The organism is Lysobacter sp. N42, from assembly GCF_004344885.1.
In genome coordinates this window covers 364,392-387,793 of record NZ_SKFB01000003.1, presented here as the reverse complement: position 1 = coordinate 387,793, position 23,402 = coordinate 364,392, and the positions used below count along the sequence as shown (strand labels likewise).

General features: G+C 47.3%; 22 protein-coding genes. 8 read left to right on the top strand and 14 right to left on the bottom strand.

The annotated features are described in order from the left end of the window. Positions 1–12: 12 nt before the first annotated feature. The 7 genes from hfq to EYQ95_RS09320 form a co-directional block, all read right to left on the bottom strand. The gene (gene hfq / locus EYQ95_RS09350; protein WP_111915310.1) at positions 13–273 is read right to left on the bottom strand and encodes an RNA chaperone Hfq; all 261 of its coding nucleotides are present in this window, start codon (positions 271–273) and stop codon (positions 13–15) included. A gap of 159 nt (positions 274–432) precedes the next feature. Beyond that, a complete protein-coding gene (gene miaA / locus EYQ95_RS09345; protein ID WP_111915311.1) occupies positions 433–1,410 on the bottom strand; it encodes a tRNA (adenosine(37)-N6)-dimethylallyltransferase MiaA in 978 nt (325 codons plus the stop codon). Next, positions 1,400–3,121: a DNA mismatch repair endonuclease MutL gene (mutL, locus tag EYQ95_RS09340; RefSeq protein ID WP_111915312.1), complete on the bottom strand. Its 1,722-nt coding sequence runs from the start codon at positions 3,119–3,121 to the stop codon at positions 1,400–1,402. The genes miaA and mutL overlap by 11 nt, the downstream gene beginning before the upstream one ends. Before the next feature lie 30 nt (positions 3,122–3,151). Continuing rightward, positions 3,152–4,489 carry an N-acetylmuramoyl-L-alanine amidase gene (locus EYQ95_RS09335; RefSeq protein ID WP_111915313.1) on the bottom strand — a complete coding sequence of 446 codons (1,338 nt, stop codon included), beginning with the start codon at positions 4,487–4,489 and terminating at the stop codon, positions 3,152–3,154. 24 nt (positions 4,490–4,513) lie between these two features. Continuing rightward, entirely contained in the window at positions 4,514–4,987 is a 474-nt protein-coding gene (gene tsaE / locus EYQ95_RS09330) for a tRNA (adenosine(37)-N6)-threonylcarbamoyltransferase complex ATPase subunit type 1 TsaE (RefSeq protein WP_165831965.1), read from the bottom strand. 18 nt (positions 4,988–5,005) lie between these two features. After that, entirely contained in the window at positions 5,006–6,511 is a 1,506-nt protein-coding gene (locus tag EYQ95_RS09325) for an NAD(P)H-hydrate dehydratase (RefSeq protein WP_111915314.1), read from the bottom strand. Between the two features lie 8 nt (positions 6,512–6,519). Next, entirely contained in the window at positions 6,520–6,717 is a 198-nt protein-coding gene (locus EYQ95_RS09320; RefSeq protein ID WP_111915315.1) for a YheV family putative zinc ribbon protein, read from the bottom strand. A 119-nt stretch (positions 6,718–6,836) separates the two neighbouring features. Between EYQ95_RS09320 and EYQ95_RS09315 the strand changes: the two genes are divergently transcribed. After that, a complete protein-coding gene (locus tag EYQ95_RS09315) occupies positions 6,837–8,726 on the top strand; it encodes an ATP-binding cassette domain-containing protein (protein WP_111915316.1) in 1,890 nt (629 codons plus the stop codon). 4 nt (positions 8,727–8,730) lie between these two features. Here the strand turns inward: EYQ95_RS09315 and EYQ95_RS09310 are convergent, their stop codons facing one another. Then, entirely contained in the window at positions 8,731–11,592 is a 2,862-nt protein-coding gene (locus EYQ95_RS09310) for an insulinase family protein (protein WP_111915317.1), read from the bottom strand. Between the two features lie 43 nt (positions 11,593–11,635). Between EYQ95_RS09310 and EYQ95_RS09305 the strand changes: the two genes are divergently transcribed. Further along, the gene (locus EYQ95_RS09305; protein WP_111915318.1) at positions 11,636–12,652 is read left to right on the top strand and encodes a hydrolase; all 1,017 of its coding nucleotides are present in this window, start codon (positions 11,636–11,638) and stop codon (positions 12,650–12,652) included. A gap of 6 nt (positions 12,653–12,658) precedes the next feature. Then, positions 12,659–12,892, top strand: coding sequence for a YheU family protein (locus tag EYQ95_RS09300; protein ID WP_111915319.1), 234 nt, complete (start codon positions 12,659–12,661; stop codon positions 12,890–12,892). Here the strand turns inward: EYQ95_RS09300 and cysQ are convergent. Both cysQ and nudE read right to left on the bottom strand, forming a co-directional pair. Next, positions 12,865–13,722: a 3'(2'),5'-bisphosphate nucleotidase CysQ gene (gene cysQ / locus EYQ95_RS09295; protein WP_111915320.1), complete on the bottom strand. Its 858-nt coding sequence runs from the start codon at positions 13,720–13,722 to the stop codon at positions 12,865–12,867. The two genes, EYQ95_RS09300 and cysQ, sit on opposite strands and share 28 nt — an antisense overlap. 12 nt (positions 13,723–13,734) lie before the next feature. Further along, entirely contained in the window at positions 13,735–14,310 is a 576-nt protein-coding gene (gene nudE / locus EYQ95_RS09290; RefSeq protein WP_111915321.1) for an ADP compounds hydrolase NudE, read from the bottom strand. Between the two features lie 64 nt (positions 14,311–14,374). Between nudE and yrfG the strand changes: the two genes are divergently transcribed. Continuing rightward, positions 14,375–15,034, top strand: a complete 660-nt coding sequence (yrfG, locus tag EYQ95_RS09285; RefSeq protein ID WP_111915322.1) for a GMP/IMP nucleotidase — start codon at positions 14,375–14,377, stop codon at positions 15,032–15,034. Positions 15,035–15,091: 57 nt separating this feature from the next. Next, positions 15,092–16,519: a Si-specific NAD(P)(+) transhydrogenase gene (gene sthA / locus EYQ95_RS09280; RefSeq protein WP_111915323.1), complete on the top strand. Its 1,428-nt coding sequence runs from the start codon at positions 15,092–15,094 to the stop codon at positions 16,517–16,519. Here the strand turns inward: sthA and envZ are convergent. The 3 genes from envZ to EYQ95_RS09265 form a co-directional block, all read right to left on the bottom strand. Further along, positions 16,516–17,856: a two-component system sensor histidine kinase EnvZ gene (envZ, locus tag EYQ95_RS09275; protein WP_111915324.1), complete on the bottom strand. Its 1,341-nt coding sequence runs from the start codon at positions 17,854–17,856 to the stop codon at positions 16,516–16,518. The genes sthA and envZ overlap by 4 nt on opposite strands. Then, on the bottom strand, positions 17,857–18,582 hold the full coding sequence (gene ompR / locus EYQ95_RS09270) for a two-component system response regulator OmpR (RefSeq protein ID WP_111915325.1): 726 nt from the start codon (positions 18,580–18,582) through the stop codon (positions 17,857–17,859). Between the two features lie 126 nt (positions 18,583–18,708). Beyond that, complete coding sequence (locus EYQ95_RS09265; RefSeq protein ID WP_111915326.1) at positions 18,709–18,936, bottom strand: hypothetical protein; 228 nt, start codon at positions 18,934–18,936, stop codon at positions 18,709–18,711. A 222-nt stretch (positions 18,937–19,158) separates the two neighbouring features. On the opposite strand from EYQ95_RS09265, the gene greB reads away from it, so the two are divergent. Continuing rightward, the gene (gene greB, locus EYQ95_RS09260) at positions 19,159–19,635 is read left to right on the top strand and encodes a transcription elongation factor GreB (RefSeq protein WP_111915327.1); all 477 of its coding nucleotides are present in this window, start codon (positions 19,159–19,161) and stop codon (positions 19,633–19,635) included. Positions 19,636–19,640: 5 nt separating this feature from the next. Here greB and EYQ95_RS09255 read toward each other — a convergent pair whose 3' ends face one another. Further along, entirely contained in the window at positions 19,641–20,195 is a 555-nt protein-coding gene (locus tag EYQ95_RS09255) for a hypothetical protein (protein WP_111915328.1), read from the bottom strand. A 64-nt stretch (positions 20,196–20,259) separates the two neighbouring features. Here EYQ95_RS09255 and EYQ95_RS09250 point away from each other — a divergent pair, with 64 nt between their 5' ends. Both EYQ95_RS09250 and EYQ95_RS09245 read left to right on the top strand, forming a co-directional pair. Continuing rightward, positions 20,260–20,877 carry a glutathione S-transferase family protein gene (locus tag EYQ95_RS09250; protein WP_111915329.1) on the top strand — a complete coding sequence of 206 codons (618 nt, stop codon included), beginning with the start codon at positions 20,260–20,262 and terminating at the stop codon, positions 20,875–20,877. Positions 20,878–21,036: 159 nt separating this feature from the next. After that, on the top strand, positions 21,037–23,400 hold the full coding sequence (locus EYQ95_RS09245) for a Tex family protein (protein WP_111915330.1): 2,364 nt from the start codon (positions 21,037–21,039) through the stop codon (positions 23,398–23,400). The last annotated feature ends 2 nt before the right edge of the window (positions 23,401–23,402 follow it).

Here is a 23,402-nt window from a genome sequence, read left to right as displayed (position 1 = left end):
CCTACACCTGACTTACAGATGTTCGTTAATTTCGTCGTGCTCTTGTCCGTTTTGAGGCGGATACTGACTCGGAATACGAGCAGGAACCACTGTTGAAATTGCATGTTTGTACACCATCTGGCTAACTGTATTTTTCAGTAGCACCACAAACTGATCGAATGATTCGATTTGACCTTGTAACTTGATTCCGTTCACAAGGTAAATTGACACTGGGATTCGTTCTCTTCTTAGCGCATTCAAGAACGGATCTTGCAACGTTTGTCCCTTAGCCATATTCGTTTCCTGCATTGTTATTAGAATTATTCACGCACTTTCACAAAACGATATGTGAAGCGACGTTTAGTAGTGTAGCAATAAAATAGCTATTTTGTCGTTATTTGGATCATCAAGATGATTGATTTTTATCCAGTTGTCACTATGACGATCGCTAGACTACTTCGCTTTCCATACATCGACAGAAGTCGGGGCTTCTTGAAGTATTTTCAAGGCATGATCCAAAATAGATCCTTGTAAAGGATCTATCCAGTTTAGCGCTGGCCAAGATCGCAACCAGGTCATTTGCCTTTTCGCCAGTTGCCGTGTGGCTATAATTCCTTTCTCCCGCATCGTGTCATAGTCCATTTCACCGTCGAGGTATTGCCACATTTGGCGATACCCCACACAACGCATAGACGGAAGATCTAAATGCAAATCTCCTCTGGCTCTTAACGCTTCCACTTCTTGTTGGAAGTTGTCCGCCAGCATCAGATCGAAGCGTTGCTCAATGCGCTTATGTAAAATGCTTCTGTCTTGTGGGGCAACAGCAATTTGCCACGTAGGTAGGGCAAGTCCGGGCTTTTGCTCTGCGGTCAGCTCGGTTAACGACTTGCCACTAAGCTTATACACCTCAAGCGCTCGCATAAGTCGCTGCGGATCGTTTGGATGTATCCGCTCTGCACTTGTAGGATCGAACGCTTTGAGTTCATCGTATAAAACCTGCCAACCCAAAGAGTCTGCACGCTCCTGTATCTCTTGGCGTACCTCTTGGTTTGCCGTCGGCAGCTGAGACATACCCGCAAGTAGAGCCTTGTAATAAAGCATGGTTCCACCCACAAGAACGGGTGTATTACCACGCGCCCGAATGTCGTGAATAAGTGTTTCTGCGTCGCTCGCAAAGTCTGCCGCCGAGTAGCTCTCAAGCGGGTCTAAAATATTCACTAAATGATGTGGGTAACGCTCAAGTTCTTCGGCGGTAGGTTTAGCTGTGCCAATATCCATGCCGCGATAAATAAGCGCTGAGTCAACGCTTACAATTTCACACGGAAAGCGATCAAATAGCTCCATCGCAAGTGAAGTTTTACCTGCAGCCGTTGGACCACTAATACAAATTACACCTTGCTCTAAATTCACAGCTTTGCCTTTATTCAGCATTTCCGAACACAAGATCTTGCCAAGCAAGTGTGTTTACCGTTGGTTTCTGATCGACAGGTATCGCTTGCCAAGCCTCATTGAGTTGCTCCAACGACAAAGATTTAGCACCCGCTTCGCTTGCCAACCATTCTAGTACATCGAGGCGCTCTGTAAGGTGTATGTCGGAACTGCTAGCTTGTAAAAGGCTTAACAGTTGGGGCAATGTTTGCGCTAACGCCGTATGACGAAGTAACGCAGGCACTTTCAATATAGCTGCGCGTGACGCCGAAACTTGGCGCAACTCGATGCCTAATAAACTTAACTGCTGGTGGAAGTCAGTGAGCACCGTTGCCATTTGGTCATATTCAAACTGAGTTGGCAGCAATAGAGGCTGACCTGCCAGCCCCACCGCAAGTTTTTCTTTCAGCTTTTGTAACTCATGTTGACTGCTAATCGCGCCGGTTGGAACTACACCGACCTCGTCGCCTTTCACCATAAGTACAGCTCCAGAGAGCAAATACACCGGTGTCCAACGCTCTGTACTTTGCGCCGGTAATGCCATCATACGCGACCAAGTTTCAACGGCCTGTTTCGGCGGTGATTGCGGACGAGCCGAATAACCTGCGCCCGCGGGGGCACCTGTGCGCACTTGGGAGCCGCTATGGCTGGCTTGTTGATAAATAGACGGGTCAGGAGGCTGATAGTCGTGGCTTGCAGCCGGCTGTTCGGTATGCTCACTGTCGCTCAATACCGTCCTAACAGCACTTAACACGAAGTCATGAATTTGGCGTGACTGATGAAAACGCACCTCATGCTTCGCTGGGTGAACATTCACGTCCACCTGATTTGCAGGCAAAGTAAGATAAAGCACGTAAGTAGCAAAACGATCTTCAGCAAGTGTTTCACCATAAGCCTGACGAACCGCATGGTTAAGTAACTTATCTTTCATCATGCGGCCGTTCACATAAAAATACTGAACATCTTGCTGGTGCCGACAAACCGAGGCAGGAGCCACCCAGCCATTCACATGCAAATCGCCTACTTCGCTTTCCAACTTCACCGACTCTTCCATAAAGCGTCCACCGATTACTTTGGCAACACGCTGGCTGGAAGGCTCAGCACTTTTGGCTCTCGGGAAGTGTTTGCTGGTTTGCCCATTATGAGTAAGCTTAAAGCCAATATCTGGTCGAGCGAGTGCTATTCTGCGAATCACTTCGTCGATGTGGCTCATTTCTGTTTTTTCAGTGCGCAAGAATTTACGGCGTGCGGGTGTATTGAAGAATAGATCTTCTACGTCTACTGTCGTTCCGGTTGGGTGCGAGGCCGGTTCAACGTGCACATCCATGTCACGACCTTCGCAAAACGCTTTCCACGCACTTTCTTGTTCTTCGGTTTTAGAGGTTAGCGTGAGCCTTGAAACCGAACTAATACTCGCTAATGCTTCACCACGAAAACCGAGACTTAGAATCGCCTCTAAGTCGTCTAAAGTAGTTATTTTACTGGTCGCATGGCGGCTTAGCGCCAGCGTAAGCTCGTCTTTTAAAATTCCCGAGCCATTGTCGCGAATGCGTATACGTCGGTGTCCGCCGCGCTCAATATCAATTTGAATCTCAGTAGCACCCGCGTCAATACTATTTTCTACCAATTCTTTAACCACAGAGGCCGGCCTTTCTACCACTTCTCCTGCTGCAATTTGGTTCGCCAGTTGAATTGGCAACTTTTGAATAGACATTATTTTTTTAAGCCATGGTTTAGGGCGAGTTTAAGACGCTGGAATCTGTAGTTCTTGGCCAACTCTTAACATTGAGTCTGCTAGTCCATTGTGCTGCATAATGGCTGCAACCGACGTATTGTATTGGGCAGCGATAACCGACAAGCTCTCACCACTTTCTACAACGTGCGTATGAATACGCTGGTTCGCTAAAATTGTGCCTTCGATAGGATACAGAATAAAATTCGCACGAATGCCTTCGTAAAGTGAACGCGCTAACACTCGCTGATGATCTCTTGAGGTCAACATTCTTTCTTTCTGCGGGTTAGAAATAAACCCTAGCTCAACCAACACAGAAGGGGTTCCAATATTACTCAACACCGCTAAACTTGCGCCTTGAGGCTCTCTTCTGTGTAAGTCAGTCACTCGGCTTAAACGCTCTAAAATGGTTTCAGCAGCGCGTTGCCCATCTGACATAGAGTCTTTTCGTCTCATGTCTAAAAGCGTTTCAACAAGGTACGGGTCACTCTCACGTTGAGCGGCTTCATCTAATTCAAATAGCTCATCAGATAAACGTTCTCGGTCTTCCAGCGCACGACCAAACTCTGTGTTGGCTCGACGCGGTGATAACGTCCAGATCGACGCTCCACGAGGTTCTGGAGATGTGAACGCATCGGCGTGAACGGAAATAACGAAGTCGGCATGCGCTTGACGAATTAGGCGTGCACGCTGCGCTAATGAAACACCGTAGTCTCCGGTACGAGTAAGAACCGCTTCCATAGACGGGTCTGCATCAATTAAATCAGCTAAATATTTTGCTACCGCAAGTGTTACATGCTTCTCATATTTACCTGTCGGCCCTACTGAACCAGGGTCACGACCACCATGCCCGGCATCTACGGCAATAACGACAGGGCGAAGCTCACTATGCTCCGCGGTGCGCACCACACGCTGTGAGCGCTCAGGTATAACCGACTGCCCAGGAAGGTCGACAACTAAACGGTAGTTTCCATCACCATTGGGTTCCAATACTTGAATATTAGGTTCGATGGGTTGGTTAACGTCTAATACAACTCTAGATGTGCTGCTTTCCGGTGGTGTACTTGGGCGAATACGTTCAAGTAACAACGAATTGGTGGTAATCGACGTTAGCGCAAAGTTGTACGAGGTTTCATTAAAATCAATAACGACTCGATGAGGACCACCGTCGTATAGTGTGAAGTAGGTATAGTCTGGGTTTGCCCCTAACTCAAAAACAACGCGTGTTTTGTCTTGGTGCACGCCCACACGAACGTCATGAATTGTGTTCGCAGAAGCCTCTGCCACCCATACACAACTGAGTAGCAAAAAAATTATAATGCAACTTTGACTGTAGATAGCGCGAATCATGGTAGTCACTTTTAGCTGTTCTTCTTATATTGCTTCAAGTATTGCTTTCCCTACTTCTGTGAAAGCTTCTAGCTTCGCCTCTCGGCAAATATCCCCGTTGTCTTGTGCAACCGACGTCAACTCAATAGATAAGTCAGGCTCTGGTAACACGCCATAACCTCGCTCTGGCCACTCTATTAAACTTATAGTGTCATGAGCAAAATAATCTCTGATTCCCATGAATTCAAGTTCTTCAGGGTCAGCTAACCGATACAAGTCAAAATGATAAACCTTCCAGTCACTCAACTCGTAGGGCTCAACCAAAGTATAAGTTGGGCTTTTCACGGCACCGTCATGCCCTAACGACTGAATAATGCCGCGGCTCAGCGTGGTTTTCCCCATGCCCAGACCGCCATGTAACGTAATCACAATAGCTTGGTTAATACCAGCCGCGATACTTTTCCCTAAAGCTACGGTGTCAGCTTCTTTCGCAAGAAAAACCCGTTTGCTCATATTCATACGTCGTACTTCTGCCTTTTACGCTAATTCTGGATTCACTGCGTTAACGAGCTCAGCGAATAAATCTGACGCTATTATGCCACGAGTCTTGCCTTTTGCAGCATTTTCACCTGCAAGAGCATGAGCAACAACGCCTATTTGTGCAGCCTGTTCTTGGCTCACGCCCAAAGCATTGGCTTGCGCCCAAATTCCAGCAATAACACCGGTTAATATATCTCCACTACCCGCAGTCGCCAGCGCAGGTGTGCCGCACTGACATACAGATAAATGCTCATTGTGTTGTACTAGAGTTCCCGCGCCCTTAAGCACAACCGTACCACCGAACCTTTTCTGTATTTGCTCAGCCGCTTCTTGGCGCTTTGCCTGTATGTCAGACGTTTTCCAGGCTAACAAGCGAGCCGCCTCGCCGGGGTGCGGCGTAAGTACCCAGTTATCTTTTCTGACCGTTCGTGTTGCCAACAAGTTCAATGCATCAGCATCTACAACAAGGCTTTTATCAGAAGCAACGATCCAATCGAACCATCCCTTTGCCCATTGAGATTGTCCGAGCCCTGGACCGATAGCAACAATATCTGCACGGCTAACCAGCTCGCGTAACTCAGTGCTTTGCGCATCACCTTCTCGTACCATTAACTCAGGGCTTATTGCGCATTGACCCGACTGTCCTTGCGCGCATATCACTGATACCTTTCCGGCTCCAGCTCTCATGGCAGCTACGCCAGCCATTCCTGCTGCGCCAGCCATTCCCGGGGCGCCACCAATAATAACCACATGGCCCGAGCTACCTTTATGCGCGTCTTGCTTTCTTGCCGGTAAATAGGTTGCAAGCAGTCGTTGATCAAGTCGAACTGCACTTTCTGGAACAATTTCACGGAACGCTTCTAAAACGCCCAAACCGGCAAGATGTAACTGCCCAACAAAACCTTTTGCGGCGCCACAATACAAACCCGTTTTTAACGCCACCATAGACACCGTGTGTCTCGCCTTAACAGCGGCCCCTAGGGGTACACCATGATTTGCATCTAAACCACTGGGAATGTCTGCAGCAATAACGGGGAGGCGCTTTTCGTTAAGCTGCTCAATAACGTCTTTATAAACACCGCGTACGCTATCGCTTAACCCTGTGCCCAGGAGAGCGTCGATCACTACATCAGCCTTTAATTCTGACCAATCACCAAGGGGAAGAACTGTGTTCCCGGCTTCCACCCATAGGCTACGCGCTCTTTTGGCATCTTCAGATTGTGGTTCTTTGTTCGCAAAAACGGAAACGTCATAACCTTCTCGCTGAGCGCACAACGCAGCCACATAACCATCGCCACCGTTATTTCCTGAGCCGCAAAGCACCGAGACGCGCAAAGGCGGAGGAAAAGCACCGCGTAAACACTCACACACTGCCTTTCCAGCACGCTCCATGAGCTGCCACATGTTTAATTCGCAGCGTTCAGCCGCTTCCTGCTCATGCTCTCTAACTTGTGCCGCGCTATAAAGCTCTAGGGGTAAATGGTCAGTGCGTAACGTATCCATGGTATTTACTATTCAGGTTTGAAAATGCCAATGACTTGATCTTGTTGCGTTCCCGTTTTTTCATGTACCGCTTCTTGAGGCTCTTTCATTAAGAAGTCACACTCTACGCAACGAACCATTTCCCGTTCATTTTCTACGTAAAGCATCATCGAATCTTGTGCTTTGCATTCAGGGCAAGTTGCCCCTGCGATAAATCTTTTTCTCATGAAAACCACGCTTTATTAAAAATACTGCCTAACTTGTATTGTAGCGCGAATGAATTTTCGCTGCAGACAAAGTATCATGCGCTCTTTCACACTATTCACGAAGCCATTAGCCACGCATTATGATTCAAGCCGAACAGTTACAACTTATTCGCGGACACAAAACGTTGCTCAACGACACGAAGTTCACTATTTTCCCGGGGCAACGGGTTGGTTTAGTAGGCGCGAACGGCACTGGTAAGTCTTCGCTATTTGCATTGCTTAAAGGCGAACTAAAAGAAGACGACGGCACATTGAACCTGCCTGCGACTTGGCGTATTGCAAGTGTTGCACAAGAAACACCCGCACTGGAAGTCAGTGCTAAAGACTACGTTATTCAGGGCGACCAAGAATATATCCAAACTCGGCACGCTCTGGAGTTGGCAGAACATAATAACGACGGTGAACAAATCGGTCAGCTGCATGCCAAACTAGACGCCATCGGTGGTTATCAAATCGAAGCAAGGGCAGCTTCATTATTAGATGGGCTTGGTTTTACCCCCGACCAAATTCAGCATTCGGTTAAGTCATTTTCCGGTGGCTGGAGAATGCGATTAAACCTCGCCCAGGCGTTAATTGCTCGCTCTGACCTACTACTACTCGACGAACCAACCAACCACCTCGACCTCGACACTATTGTTTGGCTCGAGTCGTGGTTAAAAGTATTTCCAGGAACCGTGATTGTTATTTCGCATGACCGCGACTTCTTAGACGGCATCGTGACGCATATTTTACATATTGAGCAGCAACAAATTTTTGCCTATCAAGGCGATTACACCAGCTTCCAGCGCCAGCGCTCAGAACGCATTAGTCAGCAACATCAGCAGTACCAAAAAGAGCAAGAAAAACGCGCTCACTTGCAAAGCTTTGTGGACCGCTTTCGCGCGAAAGCAAGTAAAGCGAAGCAAGCGCAAAGTCGTTTGAAAGCACTAGAGAAGCTTACTGCAACAGCACCTATCGATGCCTCTGTAAGTTACGACCTAAGTTTCCCCAAGCCGCTCAAGCTACCCAACCCGCTGATTCACTTGGAAAAGGTGCAGGCTGGATATGGTGACACTGTTATTTTGCACGACATTCACTTTAACCTGGTTCCTGGCAGTCGTATCGGTTTACTCGGTCGCAACGGTGCAGGTAAGTCGACGTTAACCAAGCTACTTGCGGGCGAGTTACAACCGTTACAGGGTGAGCGCGAAGTTAACCAAGGTCTAGTGATCGGCTATTTTGCTCAGCACCAACTTGAAACGCTTGATCTAGAAGGCTCAGCCGCGCTTCATATTCAACGCATAGACCCCAAGGCGAGCGACCAAGCTATTCGTGACTACTTAGGCCGTTTTGGCTTTAAAGGTGATCGAGCTTTTGAACCGGTTGGGCCGTTTTCCGGAGGGGAAAAGGCTCGATTAGTGTTGGCGATGCTAGTTTATCAGCGACCTAACTTGCTCCTTTTAGATGAACCGACAAACCACCTAGATTTAGATATGCGGGAAGCCTTGGTTGCAGCATTGCAAGAGTTTGAAGGCGCAATCGTTGTCGTTTCGCACGACCGCCACTTCTTGCGCACCACAGTCGACGACTACTACTTGGTGAACCAAGGGCAAGTTAGCGCCTTTAAAGGTGACTTAGACGATTACAGCACATGGTTACAAGACAACCCTTTACTGTTCTCAAATTCAAAGGCAGAGGAAAAGTCTGACACCAACAAGAAAGCACAACGGCAAGCCGCCGCAGTAAAAAGACAACAACTCAAACCATTGAAAGACAAGCTTAAGAAAGTTGAGAAGGACATGGAAAGTACGCAAGCGAAGCTGGATACGGTGAATGAAGTATTAAGTGCGTCCGACCTTTACCAAACTGCTTCACCAGAAGCATTGTCTGAGCACTTTAAACAACAAAGCGAGCTGGAAAACCAACTCGCTTTACTTGAAGAACAATGGCTTGAGCTTGAAGAACAAGTTCAAGCCGCAAGTTCAGAATAACCTCTTACTCTGTACCCGCATTTACAGGCATTTGTGTCCACTGCTCAGTTGCAGAGAATGGAATGTCTGTAAAGTTCGCACCACGAAACTCAATGCGTACCTGATTACGTGCGGCATGGTCGCCTGCAACCAAGGTTGTGAAGTAAGTTTGTAGCTGCGCTTTTGTAAGTTGGTCTAAAGCCGCAAGCGACTCTTCACGGCGGTTGTAATTCGGCTCTTCTCTACGCCATTCAGAAACCACCAAACCAGCTTCTTCACCAAGGCTTTGTGGAGGCTGCTCTAAACTACTTCTTAACGCAGTTTTGGTTTCTTCAAAACGTTGGTCTTCTAGTTCCGCTACAAATGTTGTCGCATCATCTATAAATGCATTGAAGCGATCCACCAACGGAGCAGGACCACGAACTGGGCTTTGAATGTACATAGCCAAACCTGGGTTCTCCTGCAGGCTTAAGTTCGTTACGCCCACTGCATAACCAAGCTGCTCTTCCGTTCTTAATTGATTAAAGAAACGAGTGTGAAGCAATTCTGAAAGCAACTGCATAGATAAACGCGCCTGAATCGACTCGTCTTCCACAAAGTGCGCTTGTAAAACAGCAGAATCGTCCAATTGAGTATTATTTTGATAGCTCAACGGGAAGTCAGACCCAAACTCACGAATCGGCGTGTGCTCTTGGTAAGTTATTTCCGCACTCGGCGTAACAAAGTTAGCTGCGTCGCGCACTAATGCAGTCGCGTCTTCTGCCGTGTGATTACCGTAAACCAATGCCCGTACAGAAACGTCGCCTAACAGCTTAGCTTTAACAGTATTGAGTAACTCCGGCTGTATCGACATCACACGAGCCAAACGCTGCTGATGACTCAAGAAGTCAGGTCGTACCGAGCGTTGATAAGCTGGGAACAAACGATTCAGTGGGCGTGCCACCAATTCATTCATAATGCTACGGCGCTGACGGTCTTGAACCATTGCGAATTGCTCAGCTGTCATCTCAAACTCAACAAATCGGGTTAACAACATATTCGCAAGCTCTGCTTGTTTGTCATTGAAGCCGTTAAGTCTTAGCTGTAATCCTTGTCCGAAAGACAGTGAAAAGCCGACGCCCGCAATACCTGCTTCACGAGAAAAACCACGCTCACTCAAGTTAAAGGCATCAAGTAACATACTTGCAGCTACGCGCTCTTCGTAACTCCACTCGAATGTAGGTTGGTAGAAGTCTACAAATACCGACGCACGAGGTTCTTCGAAGCGTTCGCTACGCTGATAAAGCAAGCTTAAACCCGGCTCATCAATAATCGTTTGTGGTTGAGCTTGCACTTCACCAGTCACTAAGCTCAAGTCTTCAGGTAGCAAGCGGTTCACGGCAGGCAAATTAATCGGAACCTGAGCTGCCATATCCTTCCATGACTGAATCATTTCGTTAGAAAGATCCGCAATACGATACTGACCGTCAAAGAAATGCATCTGTTGGTCGGTTTCAACATCAGGCGCTACCACAAAAATACGTGCGTTTTCTGGACGCACAGCCTCTAGAACTGACTGGGTAACTTCTGCATTGAAACTGTCTAACCGATAGTCGGCGTCGATAGCGTGCTGGGTCGGTACCTCTTGCATAGCGGCTGCAAGCTGAGAAACATAACCAAAGGCTTCTTGTTTTCTCAAGAATTGGAATTCGTTGTTCAACACAGTACGTAGCTCGCTTACGTAAGCTTCGTCTACGCCTGTTTCACGTAGCATGTCGAAATAGCGGAACAATAAACCTAACACTAGCTCTTTTTGCGCATAACCTTGCTCGGTAAGCTCTAGCGCTACACGAACACGGCCTGCATTGCCATAGTTGTTGGCCTCACCCCAAGCACTTAACGACTCGATAAGTCCGCCTTCACGGAGAAGTGCAGCAGGAGTGCCCGGCATTTCAGAGCTGATGAGGTAACTCACCAAGCCTTGTGGTTTATTCGCAAAATACTCCGACACTTCAGGAATGGTGAAGTCTAGAAGTAGCGTACGCGTTTCCACTTGTGGCTTGTAATAAATAAGCTGCTGATTCTGAGCTTCCGTTACTGGTGGAGCTGTAATCGGGTCTACCGCAGCGTCAAAGTTAGGAATGTCCGAGAATGAGCCACGAGCTAGTTGCTCAAGTTCGTCAAGAGAACGATTACCTAACACTACTGCAGTCATTAAGTTTGCAGAGTAATAACGCTCGTAAAACTCCACCATGGCTTCAAGCAAGTTGCTGTCTGGCTTGTCGCCCAAAGACTCGTTATTACCAATACGGAAACGCGCAATAGGATGGTCTGGATTTAACGTACGGTTGTTCAATGCAAATAGAATGAAACCGTCGTTTGCACGTTGCATCGACCATTCCGAGTTCACTGCATTCACTTCCTTTTCAACATATTCAGCGGTGAACAGAGGTGCTTTGAAAAAGTCAGAAAAGCGGTCTAACGCTTCAGGCAAAGCGTCGTTATTAATCTCGAACATGTAGTTTGTGAGATCATCAGCGGTATAGGCATTGTGCGTGCCGCCGTGGCGCGACATAAATTCGCTGTACTCATCCGGATCAGGATATTTTTCCGTACCTAAGAAGAGCATGTGCTCTAGAAAGTGCGCAAGGCCAAGTTGGCTGTCTGGGTTTTGCATACTTCCCGCACCAACTGCTAATGCTGCTGCAGCTTTCTCAGTTTCAGTGTCGCTAACCAATAACACACGCAATCCATTTTCGAGTGTAAGTGTGCGATACTCACGCTCGTCATAAGGGCTGGTATAGATGTCTGGTTCGCCAGACTCCGGCGCTACAGGTTGCTTAGAGCAGCCCGCTAAAACAAGCGCGAAGGCAATAAGAATAACGTAACTTCGCATGGAAAATAACATAGTAAAACCCTGGTCATTAATGGAATAAAGTGAACCTTAAATTATGCAAACCAGTGTACCAAGTTGCAATGACACAAATGTTTCTGAACATTTCAAACCTCATCCATGGTTGAAGAGCGCGCACCTGCAAACCCTTTGGTCACGCATAAGTCGCTACCAGCCACGTGCGAAATTTGATATTGAAATATTACCTACCCCAGACGGAGACGAGCTTGACCTGGCGTGGCTAAAAGGCGCAAAAACTCAAGCAGATGCCCCAATAGTAGTTATTTTTCATGGTTTAGAGGGTAGCGCTAAGTCGGCCTACGCCGATCAACTTGCAATCACGAGTGTTGAGCAAGGCGCCGACGCTGTAGTCATGCAGTTTAGAACATGCTCGGGAAGGTTGAACAAAACTCCGGTTGCATACCATTCTGGCGCATATGAAGATCCCCTACATACATTGCAACATATCGCAGATAAATACCCGAACCGTCCTATTCACGCAGCAGGATTCAGTCTTGGCGCAAACATGCTCGTGAATTTACTAGGGCGCGTGGAGAATCCCCCTATTCAACGAGCTGTTGCTGTATGTCCGCCATTGGATTTAGCCTCCTCGTCACTGAGAATGAACAAAGGGTTCTCTCGGGTATATCGCAACCACTTACTCAACAGTTTGAAGCAAAAAACGTATCAAAAATTGGAGTTGGGTATTTTTTCAGACGTTCTCGACTTAAATCCACGGAAGCTACTAACCTGCAAAGACTTTCCACAGTTTGATGACTGCGTAACCGCGCCGTTACATGGTTTTCAAGGTGCGAATGAATACTATGAAAAGTGTAGCGGCAAACAATACCTAAGAAACATTACTACGCCCACCCTAGTGATTCATGCTCAAGACGATCCTTTAATGAGCCAAGAAGTTATTCCTTCATCAGAAGACTTAAGCCCCCAAGTTCATTACGAGATGCACCGACATGGTGGGCATGTTGGTTTTATTACCCAGCACGAAGGAGCGGCCAAGCCTTGGTTACCCGGTCGTATTATGCGATGGTTCGGTTCTGAAATTAAGGCGAGGTAGCTGGCAATGAAAATCCCTTGGCAAGAACTTGAAACCGAAACGTTAGACGCCCTTGTGGAACAGTTTGTATTGATGGAAGGCACTGAGTACGGCGAACAAGATGTGTCTTTAGAAACCAAGGTGGCACAGGTGAAACGGCAGTTACAGGAAGGCAAAGCCATTATTGTATGGTCTGAATTACATGAAACGGCGCATATTGTTCCTGCCGACAGCTATGACGATTCGGGCGCTATGCCTTGAGGTAAAATATCCTGCCAATCGATTCTAGGGTCACCCAATACTAAAAAGTTGGGATTCTTCGGTTGTGCACTGCGGTTATATTTCAAGGGCCGAAAAGACTCGTCCACCAAACTTCCGCCCGCCTCTTCCACCAATATTTGTGCCGCCGCTGTGTCCCACTCACCAGTTTCACCAACGCGAACGAAGCAATCGGCTGTACCTTCTGCTACCAGGCAAGACTTCAAAGCACAACTTCCAGTGTAAACGTGCTCTATGTCTCGATCGCCTGAGCTCATGCGTGAAAGAATTCTTTCGGTTGGTTGGCGCCGACTGAGAGCGACTTTAATACTGTCTGACTGCGGAGTGTCTAGCCTACGAACACTAATATTTTGATGAACACCCTTTTGTAGTCGCCAGGCTCCTTGCCCAGCTGCTGCGGTATACAATGCGTCTTCCGCTGGCCAGTAAATCACGCCGAGAATTGGCATATCGTAATGGATAAGGGCAATACTCACGGCAAAGTCACCAGAGCCATAAATAAATTCTTGGGTGCCATCTAACGGGTCAACTAACCAATAGCTCGACCAGTCTCTACGCACCGACCAGTCGACTAACGACTCTTCCGTAAGCACAGGCAAAGAAGGGTTTAGGTTATGTAAGTGTTCACTAATGAATTCGCTCGCCATGAGATCGGCACTAGTGACAGGGGAATCGTCTGCCTTTGTTTCTACGTCGAATTTGCCCTCGCCTTGCAACGCGAGGATTTTTTTACCGACAGCAGAGGCAATGTCGGCAACCTCTGCCGACAAATGAGCTAGGTGTTCTTCAGGCCAATATTGAGGTGGGTTCATAAAGCCCCCTTCTTAACTACTGCTTCCGTTATTTATATTGCCTTGTTCTCGCCACCTTTGCATTAAAAGTAATGCAGCGACACTTCGCGCTTCGGTAAAGTCAGGTTGAACGAGGAGTTCATCTATATTGTTCACGCTCCACGGCACAATTTCCAATGGTTCGGGTTCATCGCCGGGTAGCTTCTCTGAGTATAGATCAAGACCGACATAAAGGTGCATAGACGCTGAGAAAAATGCAGGAGCCATAGTTACGCTTTTCATGGGCACCAACTTTTTCACGCCATAGCCAATCTCTTCTTTCAATTCTCTATCCGCAGCTTGCTCGGGCGTTTCCCCCGGATCGATAAGACCTTTCGGGAAGCCAAGTTGGTAATTGTGCAGGCCTGCGGCGTATTCGCGCACAAGTAACATAGTGTCGTTATCGATAAACGGTACAACCATAACTGCACCGCGCCCGCTGCCTTGCATGCGTTCATATTGCCGTAATTCTCCATTACTAAACTTCAAGTCGATAGACTCGATGCGTAATAAGCGACTTTTCGCTACAATTTGGCGTGAGAGGATGGTTGGTATTTGTTTGCCGGCCATAATACTGCGCTCTTATTCCGTGAACTCTCTAAACATACACTAAATTAAATCATCGAGAAAACCCATGCTGAACTGGCAAAACATAGACACTATTCTTCTCGACATGGACGGTACGATTCTAGACCTCCATTATGACAACTATTTTTGGGTAGACTATTTACCTTTAGCCTATGCAAAACACCACAATATTGATCACGGGGAAGCGCAAGAATTCCTGAATAAAGCTTTTACCGAGGTAGCCGGAACACTCAACTGGTATTGTCTCGATTACTGGGAACGAACGCTTTCACTGCCGGTTCGCCAGCTAAAGCGAGAAATGACTGAAAAAATTAAATACCGGCCAGACGCGATGAACTTCTTGAAGCAGCTTAAGGCGAGCAACAAACAAGTAGCGTTGTTAACGAACGCTCACCCAGACGCACTCGCGCTGAAAAATGAGTTCACACATTTGAAAGAGTGGATACCTCAGCAGTTCTCTACGCATGAATTTGGTTACTGCAAAGAGTTCAACGAACTTTGGCAAGGTCTTTCTGAAACGCTCTCTTTTAACCCAAAACGCACACTATTTGTGGACGACGGAGAGCATATCTTAGACAGTGCAAAACGGTTTGGCATTGAATACACCTTGGGTATAACAAAACCTGACAGCCAACAACCGGCTAAAACATTTGCACGTCACCCCGCTGTTGCAAGCTTCGCAGAGTTACCAAAACTTGGCGAATAACCAGAACCGTCTTATGCTTATGATCATGTTAGAAAAAACAAAGGATTTGCGCCACTTATGAGCCAAAATGCGAAGAAAGACAATGTCACCGCCAACTTCGACGCTGTAGTGATCGGCTCCGGACCTGCCGGCGAGGGTGCGGCAATGATGTTAGCGAAGCGCCATCAAAGTGTCGCAATTATTGAAGCATACCCCAGACTTGGTGGTGGCTGTACGCACTGGGGCACCATTCCCTCAAAGGCCCTACGCCATTCGGTGAGCCGTTTAACCGAATACAACGCCAGCCCCTTATTTGCGCGCGGCGAAATGCCTACCCAGCTTACATTCTCTGAAATTCTCAAACATGCTGAGGGCGTTATTCGCAAACAAGTTTCTTTGCGCAGTTCGTTCTATGTTCGAAATGGTGTAACCGTTATACATGGCAAGGCTAGTTTTCAAGATAAAAACCATTTAGCCATTTCACGACCAGACGGCTCAATCGACATTATTCACACCAAGAATGTGGTCATTGCAACGGGTTCTCGCCCCTACAGACCACCAGGTGTAGACTTCTCGCACCCACGTATTTACGACTCCGACACTGTGCTTTCTTTGAAGCACGAACCGCGCTCTATTTTAATTGTCGGTGCAGGTGTAATTGGCTGTGAATACGCAAGTATTTTTCGGGGGTTGGGTGTAAAAGTCGACCTAATCAATAACCGTGAACGCTTACTTTCATTTCTCGACACAGAAATTTCTGACGCACTGAGTTATCACTTACGCAACAGCGGCGTGGTTATTCGCCATGGCGAGGAGTTCGACTCAATCGAAGGTCGAGAAGACGGTGTGGTGCTTACCACAACTTCAGGCAAGAGAATGTTTTCCGACTGCCTTCTGTTCGCAAATGGTCGCTCGGGCAATATTGAACAGCTAAATATTGAAGCGGTGGGGTTAAAAGCAAATTACCGCGGACAGCTAGAGGTAGACGCTAACTATCGCACCGCTGTGGACAATATCTATGCGGTTGGTGACATTATTGGCTACCCGAGTTTAGCGAGCGCCGCTTATGACCAGGGGCGAATTGCAGCTACCGCAGTACTCGACGGTCAATGCGACTCCAAGCTTGTTTCAGACATCCCCACGGGAATTTATACCATTCCTGAAATTAGTTCGGTGGGAGCCACAGAAGAGCAACTTACCGCCGACAATATTCCCTATGAGGTGGGCCGTGCACAGTTTAAACACCTTGCGCGCGCACAAATTGCTGATTCACACGTTGGCTGCCTAAAACTAATATTCCACAGAGAGACATTCGAAATTTTAGGCATTCACTGTTTCGGCGAGCGGGCTTCGGAAATTATTCACATCGGGCAGGCCATTATGGAACAAAAGAACGGCGGTAATAATATTAATTACTTTATTAATACCACGTTTAATTATCCAACCATGGCAGAGGCATACCGGGTGGCGGCACTCAATGGAGTGAACCGAGTCGCACCTATTTAGTCTTGGGGCCCGGCTTGCTCCATCAGGTCGGGCTTAGACGGTAACTCAATACGAATACAAAAACCTTTGCCCGGGTGGTTGGTCGCTTCTAACGCGCCGCGATGCAAGTCGACGAACCGGTTCACAATTGCGAGCCCTAGGCCCGAACCTTCACCACCACGAGCGCTATTTCCCTGCGTAAAAGGCTCAAACATTCGTTTCAGCTTGTCCTCGGGTATGCCCTCACCGCGGTCACACACCTCTAGGAAAACGCCCGCGGCGTCAGTATTTCCAACGCGCTTAGTCGAGCCCGTATGAATGGTTATCGGTGGCGCGCCATAGCGCTGTGCGTTCACAACTAAGTTCATGAGCACACGTTTTATAGCAGTGGGCTGCATCATGACCGCGGGTAAATTGCGTTCAAGATCAAGTTCAATGCTTTGTTCGTCGGTGTACTCACTGGTAAGTACCACGTCATGTACGAGCTCGTTTAAATTCGCTTTCTCAAAATCTTTCACATCTGGCGAGCGTACAAAGTCGACAAACTGGTCGATAATCGAATTCATGTCGTCAATGTCTTGTACGACACCGTCCCACAACACATGGTCTTTGTCCGCCATCATTTCTGCAGCTAAACGAATTCGCGTTAACGGCGTTCGTAAGTCGTGGGAAATACCTGCAAGTAACAAGTTGCGGTCGTCTTCTAATTGCTGAATTCCTCGCGACATTTTATTAAATGCGCGGGTAACGTTGATAATTTCGGTTGCACCTAGCTCGTCTAATTCACCGCGATATATACCTCGGCTCAAGTCTTGCGCCGCTCGCTGTAAATTACGTAACGGTTGGTTTAACCAACGCGCAAACCAAGCGCCACCCGCAACACTCAGCGTCCCAATAAGAACTAGATAGAAAAGCAATGGAGAGAACTGGCCTTGATCTATTCCTGTCATAGGAATGCGATACCAGCCGGTTTGCCCTTCGGTTTGAATCCATATCTGCATGGGGGCAGTGTCACTAATTCTTACTGAAACCGGCTTTTTCATGACACGAGCCATTTCAGTGGCTAAAAAGCTATAAGGTGCAGCTTGGCGAACACCAGCTTCTTCAGCTTGCTGCAAAGAGAGTTCTTCAACACCTGAAATATCCTGGTAACGCTGTCGCATATTCGGCAGCAAGCGCTGCTCGGCGATAAGTTCATGGGTTTGTACTTGCTTACCCACCAAATAACTGAGCTGCTGCACGCTCGGTTTCACCACATAAATGGTGATCATGACGTACGACAATATTTGGTTAACAACCAGCAGTAATGCAAGCAGTGCTATTGTTCTGGCAAAGGCTGTTCTTGGCAGCAACGTCATTTAATGCGCCGACTCCCCGTCGGGTACGAATACATAACCCAAGCCCCATACGGTTTGTAAGTAACGAGGGTTAGCTGGGTCGGTTTCGATAATTCGGCGTAACCGCGACACTTGAACGTCAATGCTACGCTCCATTGCACTGTAATCTCTACCACGTGCAAGGTGCATCAACTTGTCACGCGAAAGCGGCTCGCGCGGGTGGCTCACTAACGATTTCAACACCGCAAATTCGCCACTGGTTAAGGTAATCACTTCATCGCCTTTACGCAGTTCCCGAGTCCCCATATTGAACCAGAAATTGCCAAATTCCACGACGCGGTCTTCACCACTCGGAGCGCCCGGTGCTTCACGAACTTGACGACGCAATACAGCTTTTACCCGAGCCAGTAATTCACGAGGATTGAATGGCTTTGGCATGTAGTCGTCAGCGCCAACCTCTAAACCAATTATACGGTCTACGTCGTCGCCTTTTGCCGTCAGCATAATAATAGGTAGGTTATTTTCTTTTTGGCGTAATCGTTTACATATCGAAATGCCATCTTCACCGGGTAACATAAGATCGAGCACCATAAGGTGAAAAGTTTCCCGTGTAAGCAACCGGTCCATCTGCTCGCTGTCGCCCACGGCTCGAACTTGAAAGCCTTGTTCGCTTAAATACCGTTCTAGCAGCGCACGTAACCGCACGTCGTCGTCTACAACTAATATACGTTCAGAAGTTTCATTCATAGAATCACCGTGTCTCGTTGCACATGCGTGCTCGGTTTTTAATCATGAGACACAGTTTAGAGGTAGGACAGCGGGTTGCCAATGAAAACGTTGGCAAACCCTGCTGTAAATTGTTACCGGTTATTACTATTGTTGCGGTTGAGGTGACGCGTCAGAGTCGTCTTGAACCCGCTTCATCGGTGGATTCACCCAAATGACTCTAGACGGAGAAGCTCCGTTTCGGTTAGCAGCTTCAATCACTGCAACCTCGTCCCAGTCCACTTCGTATTTCTTCGCGAACGCGCTGCTTGAGTTCGTACTTGCACACCCAACAGACATGAGCGCGACAACACCTATAATCATGAGTTTCTTCATTGTGTACCTCCTCACTCATAATTTACGCCATCAAAAGATGACTACACTTTAAGTATAGTTTAAGTACACAAATTAACCGCTTTGAGATTATCTTATTCGGTAAAAAACTGATTTTTCGCGATAAAAAGTTAGTGATTACATCGCTTATAAGCCGCCTCTTGCGATGAAGCGCAAAGCTAAGTATCTTTCCTGCTCTCAGCGCATTACACACAAAGGTCGACCGTGAAAACAAATCTAATTACCGCAGAAGGTTTTAAAAAGCTAGAGAAGGAACTCGACCATTTGTGGCGAGAATACCGGCCTGAAATCACAAAAAAGGTGGCTTGGGCTGCAAGCTTAGGCGACCGCAGTGAAAACGCCGATTACAAAGAAAACAAGCGCCTACTCAGACAAATTGACAGTCGTGTTCGCTTTCTACGTAAACGCCTTGAAGTTCTTAAAGTTGTCGCCTACTCGCCACAACAAGAAGGAAAGGTATTTTTTGGTGCTTGGGTTGAAATAGAAGATATTGACGGTGTGCAAAAAACCTTTCGGATCGTGGGGCCCGATGAAATTTACGGTCGCAACGACTATATTTCAATCGACTCTCCGATGGCTCGCGCGCTGCTTAAAAAAGAAGTCGATGACGAGTTTTACGTCACAACCCCATCAGGTAAAAAAGAGTGGTTTGTTACCCAAATTCGTTACGACAAAACCTAAAGAAGCTAAGGCTGTCTCTCATAATAGCCATCGAAAGCAACCGTCCAGTCTTCATCCTGCTGACGCGTTTCCCATAACTGTCGCACGCGACCGTCGTTAAGTAGTTCCCAGGAAATACGTTGTTTTAGAACTTTGCCGTCTGTGTTCTGAGTTTCTCCCGACAACACCATTTTACCATCAATTACTCCACCTTCTAGGACAAGCAGCAAACCACCATTGTCAACCCAGGTTTGGTGCCACACTTCACGAGTCGCGTCATAGATATTGTAGCTGGCTCCTCGGTAATCCCTCATGTTCTGATATTGTTCGTGTAATGCACAACCGTCAAAAGTTTTTGTAATCGCATTTATACCGACTTTGTCACCCGCGGTGTTATACACATTCCATTCCCCTACCCAAAAATCAAACTGCTGATACTCTGAGCCAGAGCATCTCTGCTGTGCGTACGAAAGGTTAGAAGACAGCACTAGAAAAATCACGAGAGCACAATACATAGAAAGTTTGAGCATAATCTTCATTCCAATGTCAGTTTCCACTTGAGTATAGTCAATTTCAGCCATAGCGTTTTGTCTTATGAACGTGCAAACTGAGTGCTACCACTGACACAAAAAGGTAGTTCAGAAAATGAAATTATACGAAATGGCCATTGCGCCCAACCCGCGTCGCGTTCGCATGTTTATGGCTGAGAAAGGGCTGCTAGACCAAGTTGAGCGTGTGGAACTCGATCTGCAAAAAGGCGAAAACCTAACGCCTGAATTTATCACCAAGAATCCTATGAAAAAGGTTCCGGTTTTAGAGCTAGACGACGGAACGTGCATTCCTGAAACCATGGCTATTTGCCGTTTTGTAGAAGAAAGCCATCCGGAAACTATGAATTTAATGGGTGAAACACCCAAAGAAAAAGCGGAAATAGAAAAATGGACCCGCTGGATTGAATTTTACTTTTTCTTACCTACTGGCATGGCTTTTCAGCACCTAAGCGGCTACTTCAAAGACCGTATGGAGCCCAACGAGAGCTGGGGCCTGAACTGCAAGAATGACGTGGAGAAGTTCTTTCATAAGCTAAACAAACACTTAGCAGACAATGAATGGATTGCCGCTAACCGTTTCACCGTAGCCGACATTAACGCATTTTGTACCGTTGAATTTGCTCGTGTTGTAGACGTTCGTATTAAAGATGAACAAACCCACTTGCAACGTTGGTTTGATGCGATGAAATCACGCCCTTCTGCAGACGTTTAACAGCTATCAAGCATGACGCAGCAAAGCTTCTGCGGTAATATTGAATTTTCTGGCGCGGACCATTCTGCGCCTTTTTACTATTGAAGTAATACGGTTTTATAAATTCAATGACACGAGTGCTGCGCTTTTGCACTCGTATATTTAGGAATTCTCATTTTTATGGCTTTAGCTACCGCCGAACACGCTCAAATTCTTGAACAGATTGCCTCCGAACTGAATGTTAAAACTCAACAAGTTTCAGCAACCGTACAACTTATCGACGAAGGCTCCACGGTTCCTTTCATCGCTCGTTATCGAAAAGAAGTGACCGGCGGATTAGACGACACCCAACTACGTAACCTAGCCACTCGCCTTACCTATTTACGTGAGCTTAGTGAACGTAAAGCAGTTATTTTAAAAAGCATTCAAGAGCAAGAAAAACTTACCCCAGAGCTTTCTAACTCTATCCAAAACTGCACCTCGAAAACCGAGCTTGAAGATCTCTACTTACCCTATAAACCGAAACGCCGTACCAAGGGACAAATTGCCATTGAGGCGGGTATCGAGCCACTAGCAGACCAGCTTCTTACCGATAACAACGCAGACCCAGAAGCGCTAGCAGCAGAATTTATAAACGCTGAAGCCGGGTTTGAAGACACTAAGGCGGTGCTTGAAGGTGCGCGCTTCATCGTTATGGAACGTTTCTCTGAAGACGCTCAGTTACTGAAAGAAATTCGCCAGTCTCTATGGCAACAAGCGGATATCACCAGCCAAATGATGCCGGGTAAAGAGTCTGAAGGCGCGAAGTTCCGTGACTATTTTGAGTATGCAGAACCGATTAAAAAGGTTCCTTCACACCGCACATTAGCCATGCTGCGCGGCAGGAACGAAGGCGTACTACAACTGAAACTTCAACCAGAGCCTCATGCAGAAGAAGGCCAACGCAGCGCGTATGAAGAAAAAATTGCACAGCATTTTAATGTAGAAGCCGCTTCTGGAGGCCTATCTGCTTGGCGCCTTCAGGCCGTGCAGTGGACATGGCGTGTAAAAATTCTTCCGCGTATGGAAACTGACTTATTAGGTCAGTTAAGAGACGCAGCCGAAGAAGACGCTATAAAAGTATTTGCGAAAAACTTAAAAGACCTTCTTATGGCAGCGCCAGCCGGTCAGAAAACCACATTAGGTTTAGACCCCGGATTAAGAACGGGTGTTAAAGCGACTGTAGTTGATCAAACCGGAAAACTTGTAGGGCAAACCACAACATTCCCTCATGCACCACAAAACCAATGGGACAAGTCATTACGCTCGCTAGCGGCTCTGTGCAAGCAACATAAAGTAGAGTTAATTGCGATAGGTAACGGTACTGCTTCACGAGAAACCGACAAGCTTGCCGGGGAGCTGGTTAAAGCGCTACCCGAGTTAAAAATGCAAAAGGTCATGGTGAGTGAAGCCGGCGCATCTGTTTATTCCGCGTCTGAATTAGCCGCACAGGAATTCCCAGACCTCGACGTTTCATACCGGGGTGCGGTGTCTATTGCTCGTCGCTTACAAGATCCACTAGCAGAACTCGTGAAAATTGAACCGAAATCGATTGGTGTAGGCCAATACCAGCACGACGTGAGCCAGTCTTTATTGGCAACTAGCCTAGATGCCGTAGTGGAAGACTGTGTTAACGCGGTTGGCGTAGACTTGAATATGGCGTCTGTTCCGTTGCTCGCTCGTGTCGCTGGTCTTAATCGCAGTTTGGCGCAGAACATTGTGCAACACCGCGACCAAAACGGTGCTTTCGACAACCGTAAAGCGCTACTCGAGGTGAGTAGACTGGGACCCAAAGCATTTGAACAAGCCGCGGGGTTCTTGCGTGTAACCAATGGCTCGCAGCCATTAGACGCCTCATCAGTTCACCCAGAAGCTTATCCTCTTGTTGAGAAGATAGCAGAGCACAATGGTAAAGCGTTGTCTGAAATTATCGGTCAGTCAGACTTTTTACGTGGGCTGAACCCTAACGATTTCACCGACGATAACTTCGGCTTGCCCACTGTTTCAGACATTCTTAAAGAACTAGAGAAGCCAGGCCGAGATCCGCGTCCAGAATTCAAAACCGCAGAATTCAAAGAAGGTGTAGAAACGCTAGAAGACCTGAAACCGAATATGCAGTTAGAAGGTGTAGTGACCAATGTGACTAACTTCGGTGCGTTCGTAGACATCGGTGTACACCAAGACGGCTTAGTACATATTTCTTCGCTTTCTCACGAATTTGTTAGCGACCCACATAAAGTTGTGAAAGCTGGGCAAGTGGTTAAAGTGAAAGTGCTCGACGTAGACCTTCCACGTAAGCGTATTAGTTTAACCATGCGGATGGACGATCAGGCAGGAGCCGTAAGCAACGGCTCTTCTAACAACGCTGACCGCGGTGCAACTGGTAAAGCAACTGGAAAAACTCGTAGTCAGGCGAGCCAAGGCCGCAATAAACAGGAAGACAAAGGGAATAGCGCAATGGGTAACGCCTTCGCCGCTGCTTTTGCTAACGCCAAAAAGAAATAGAG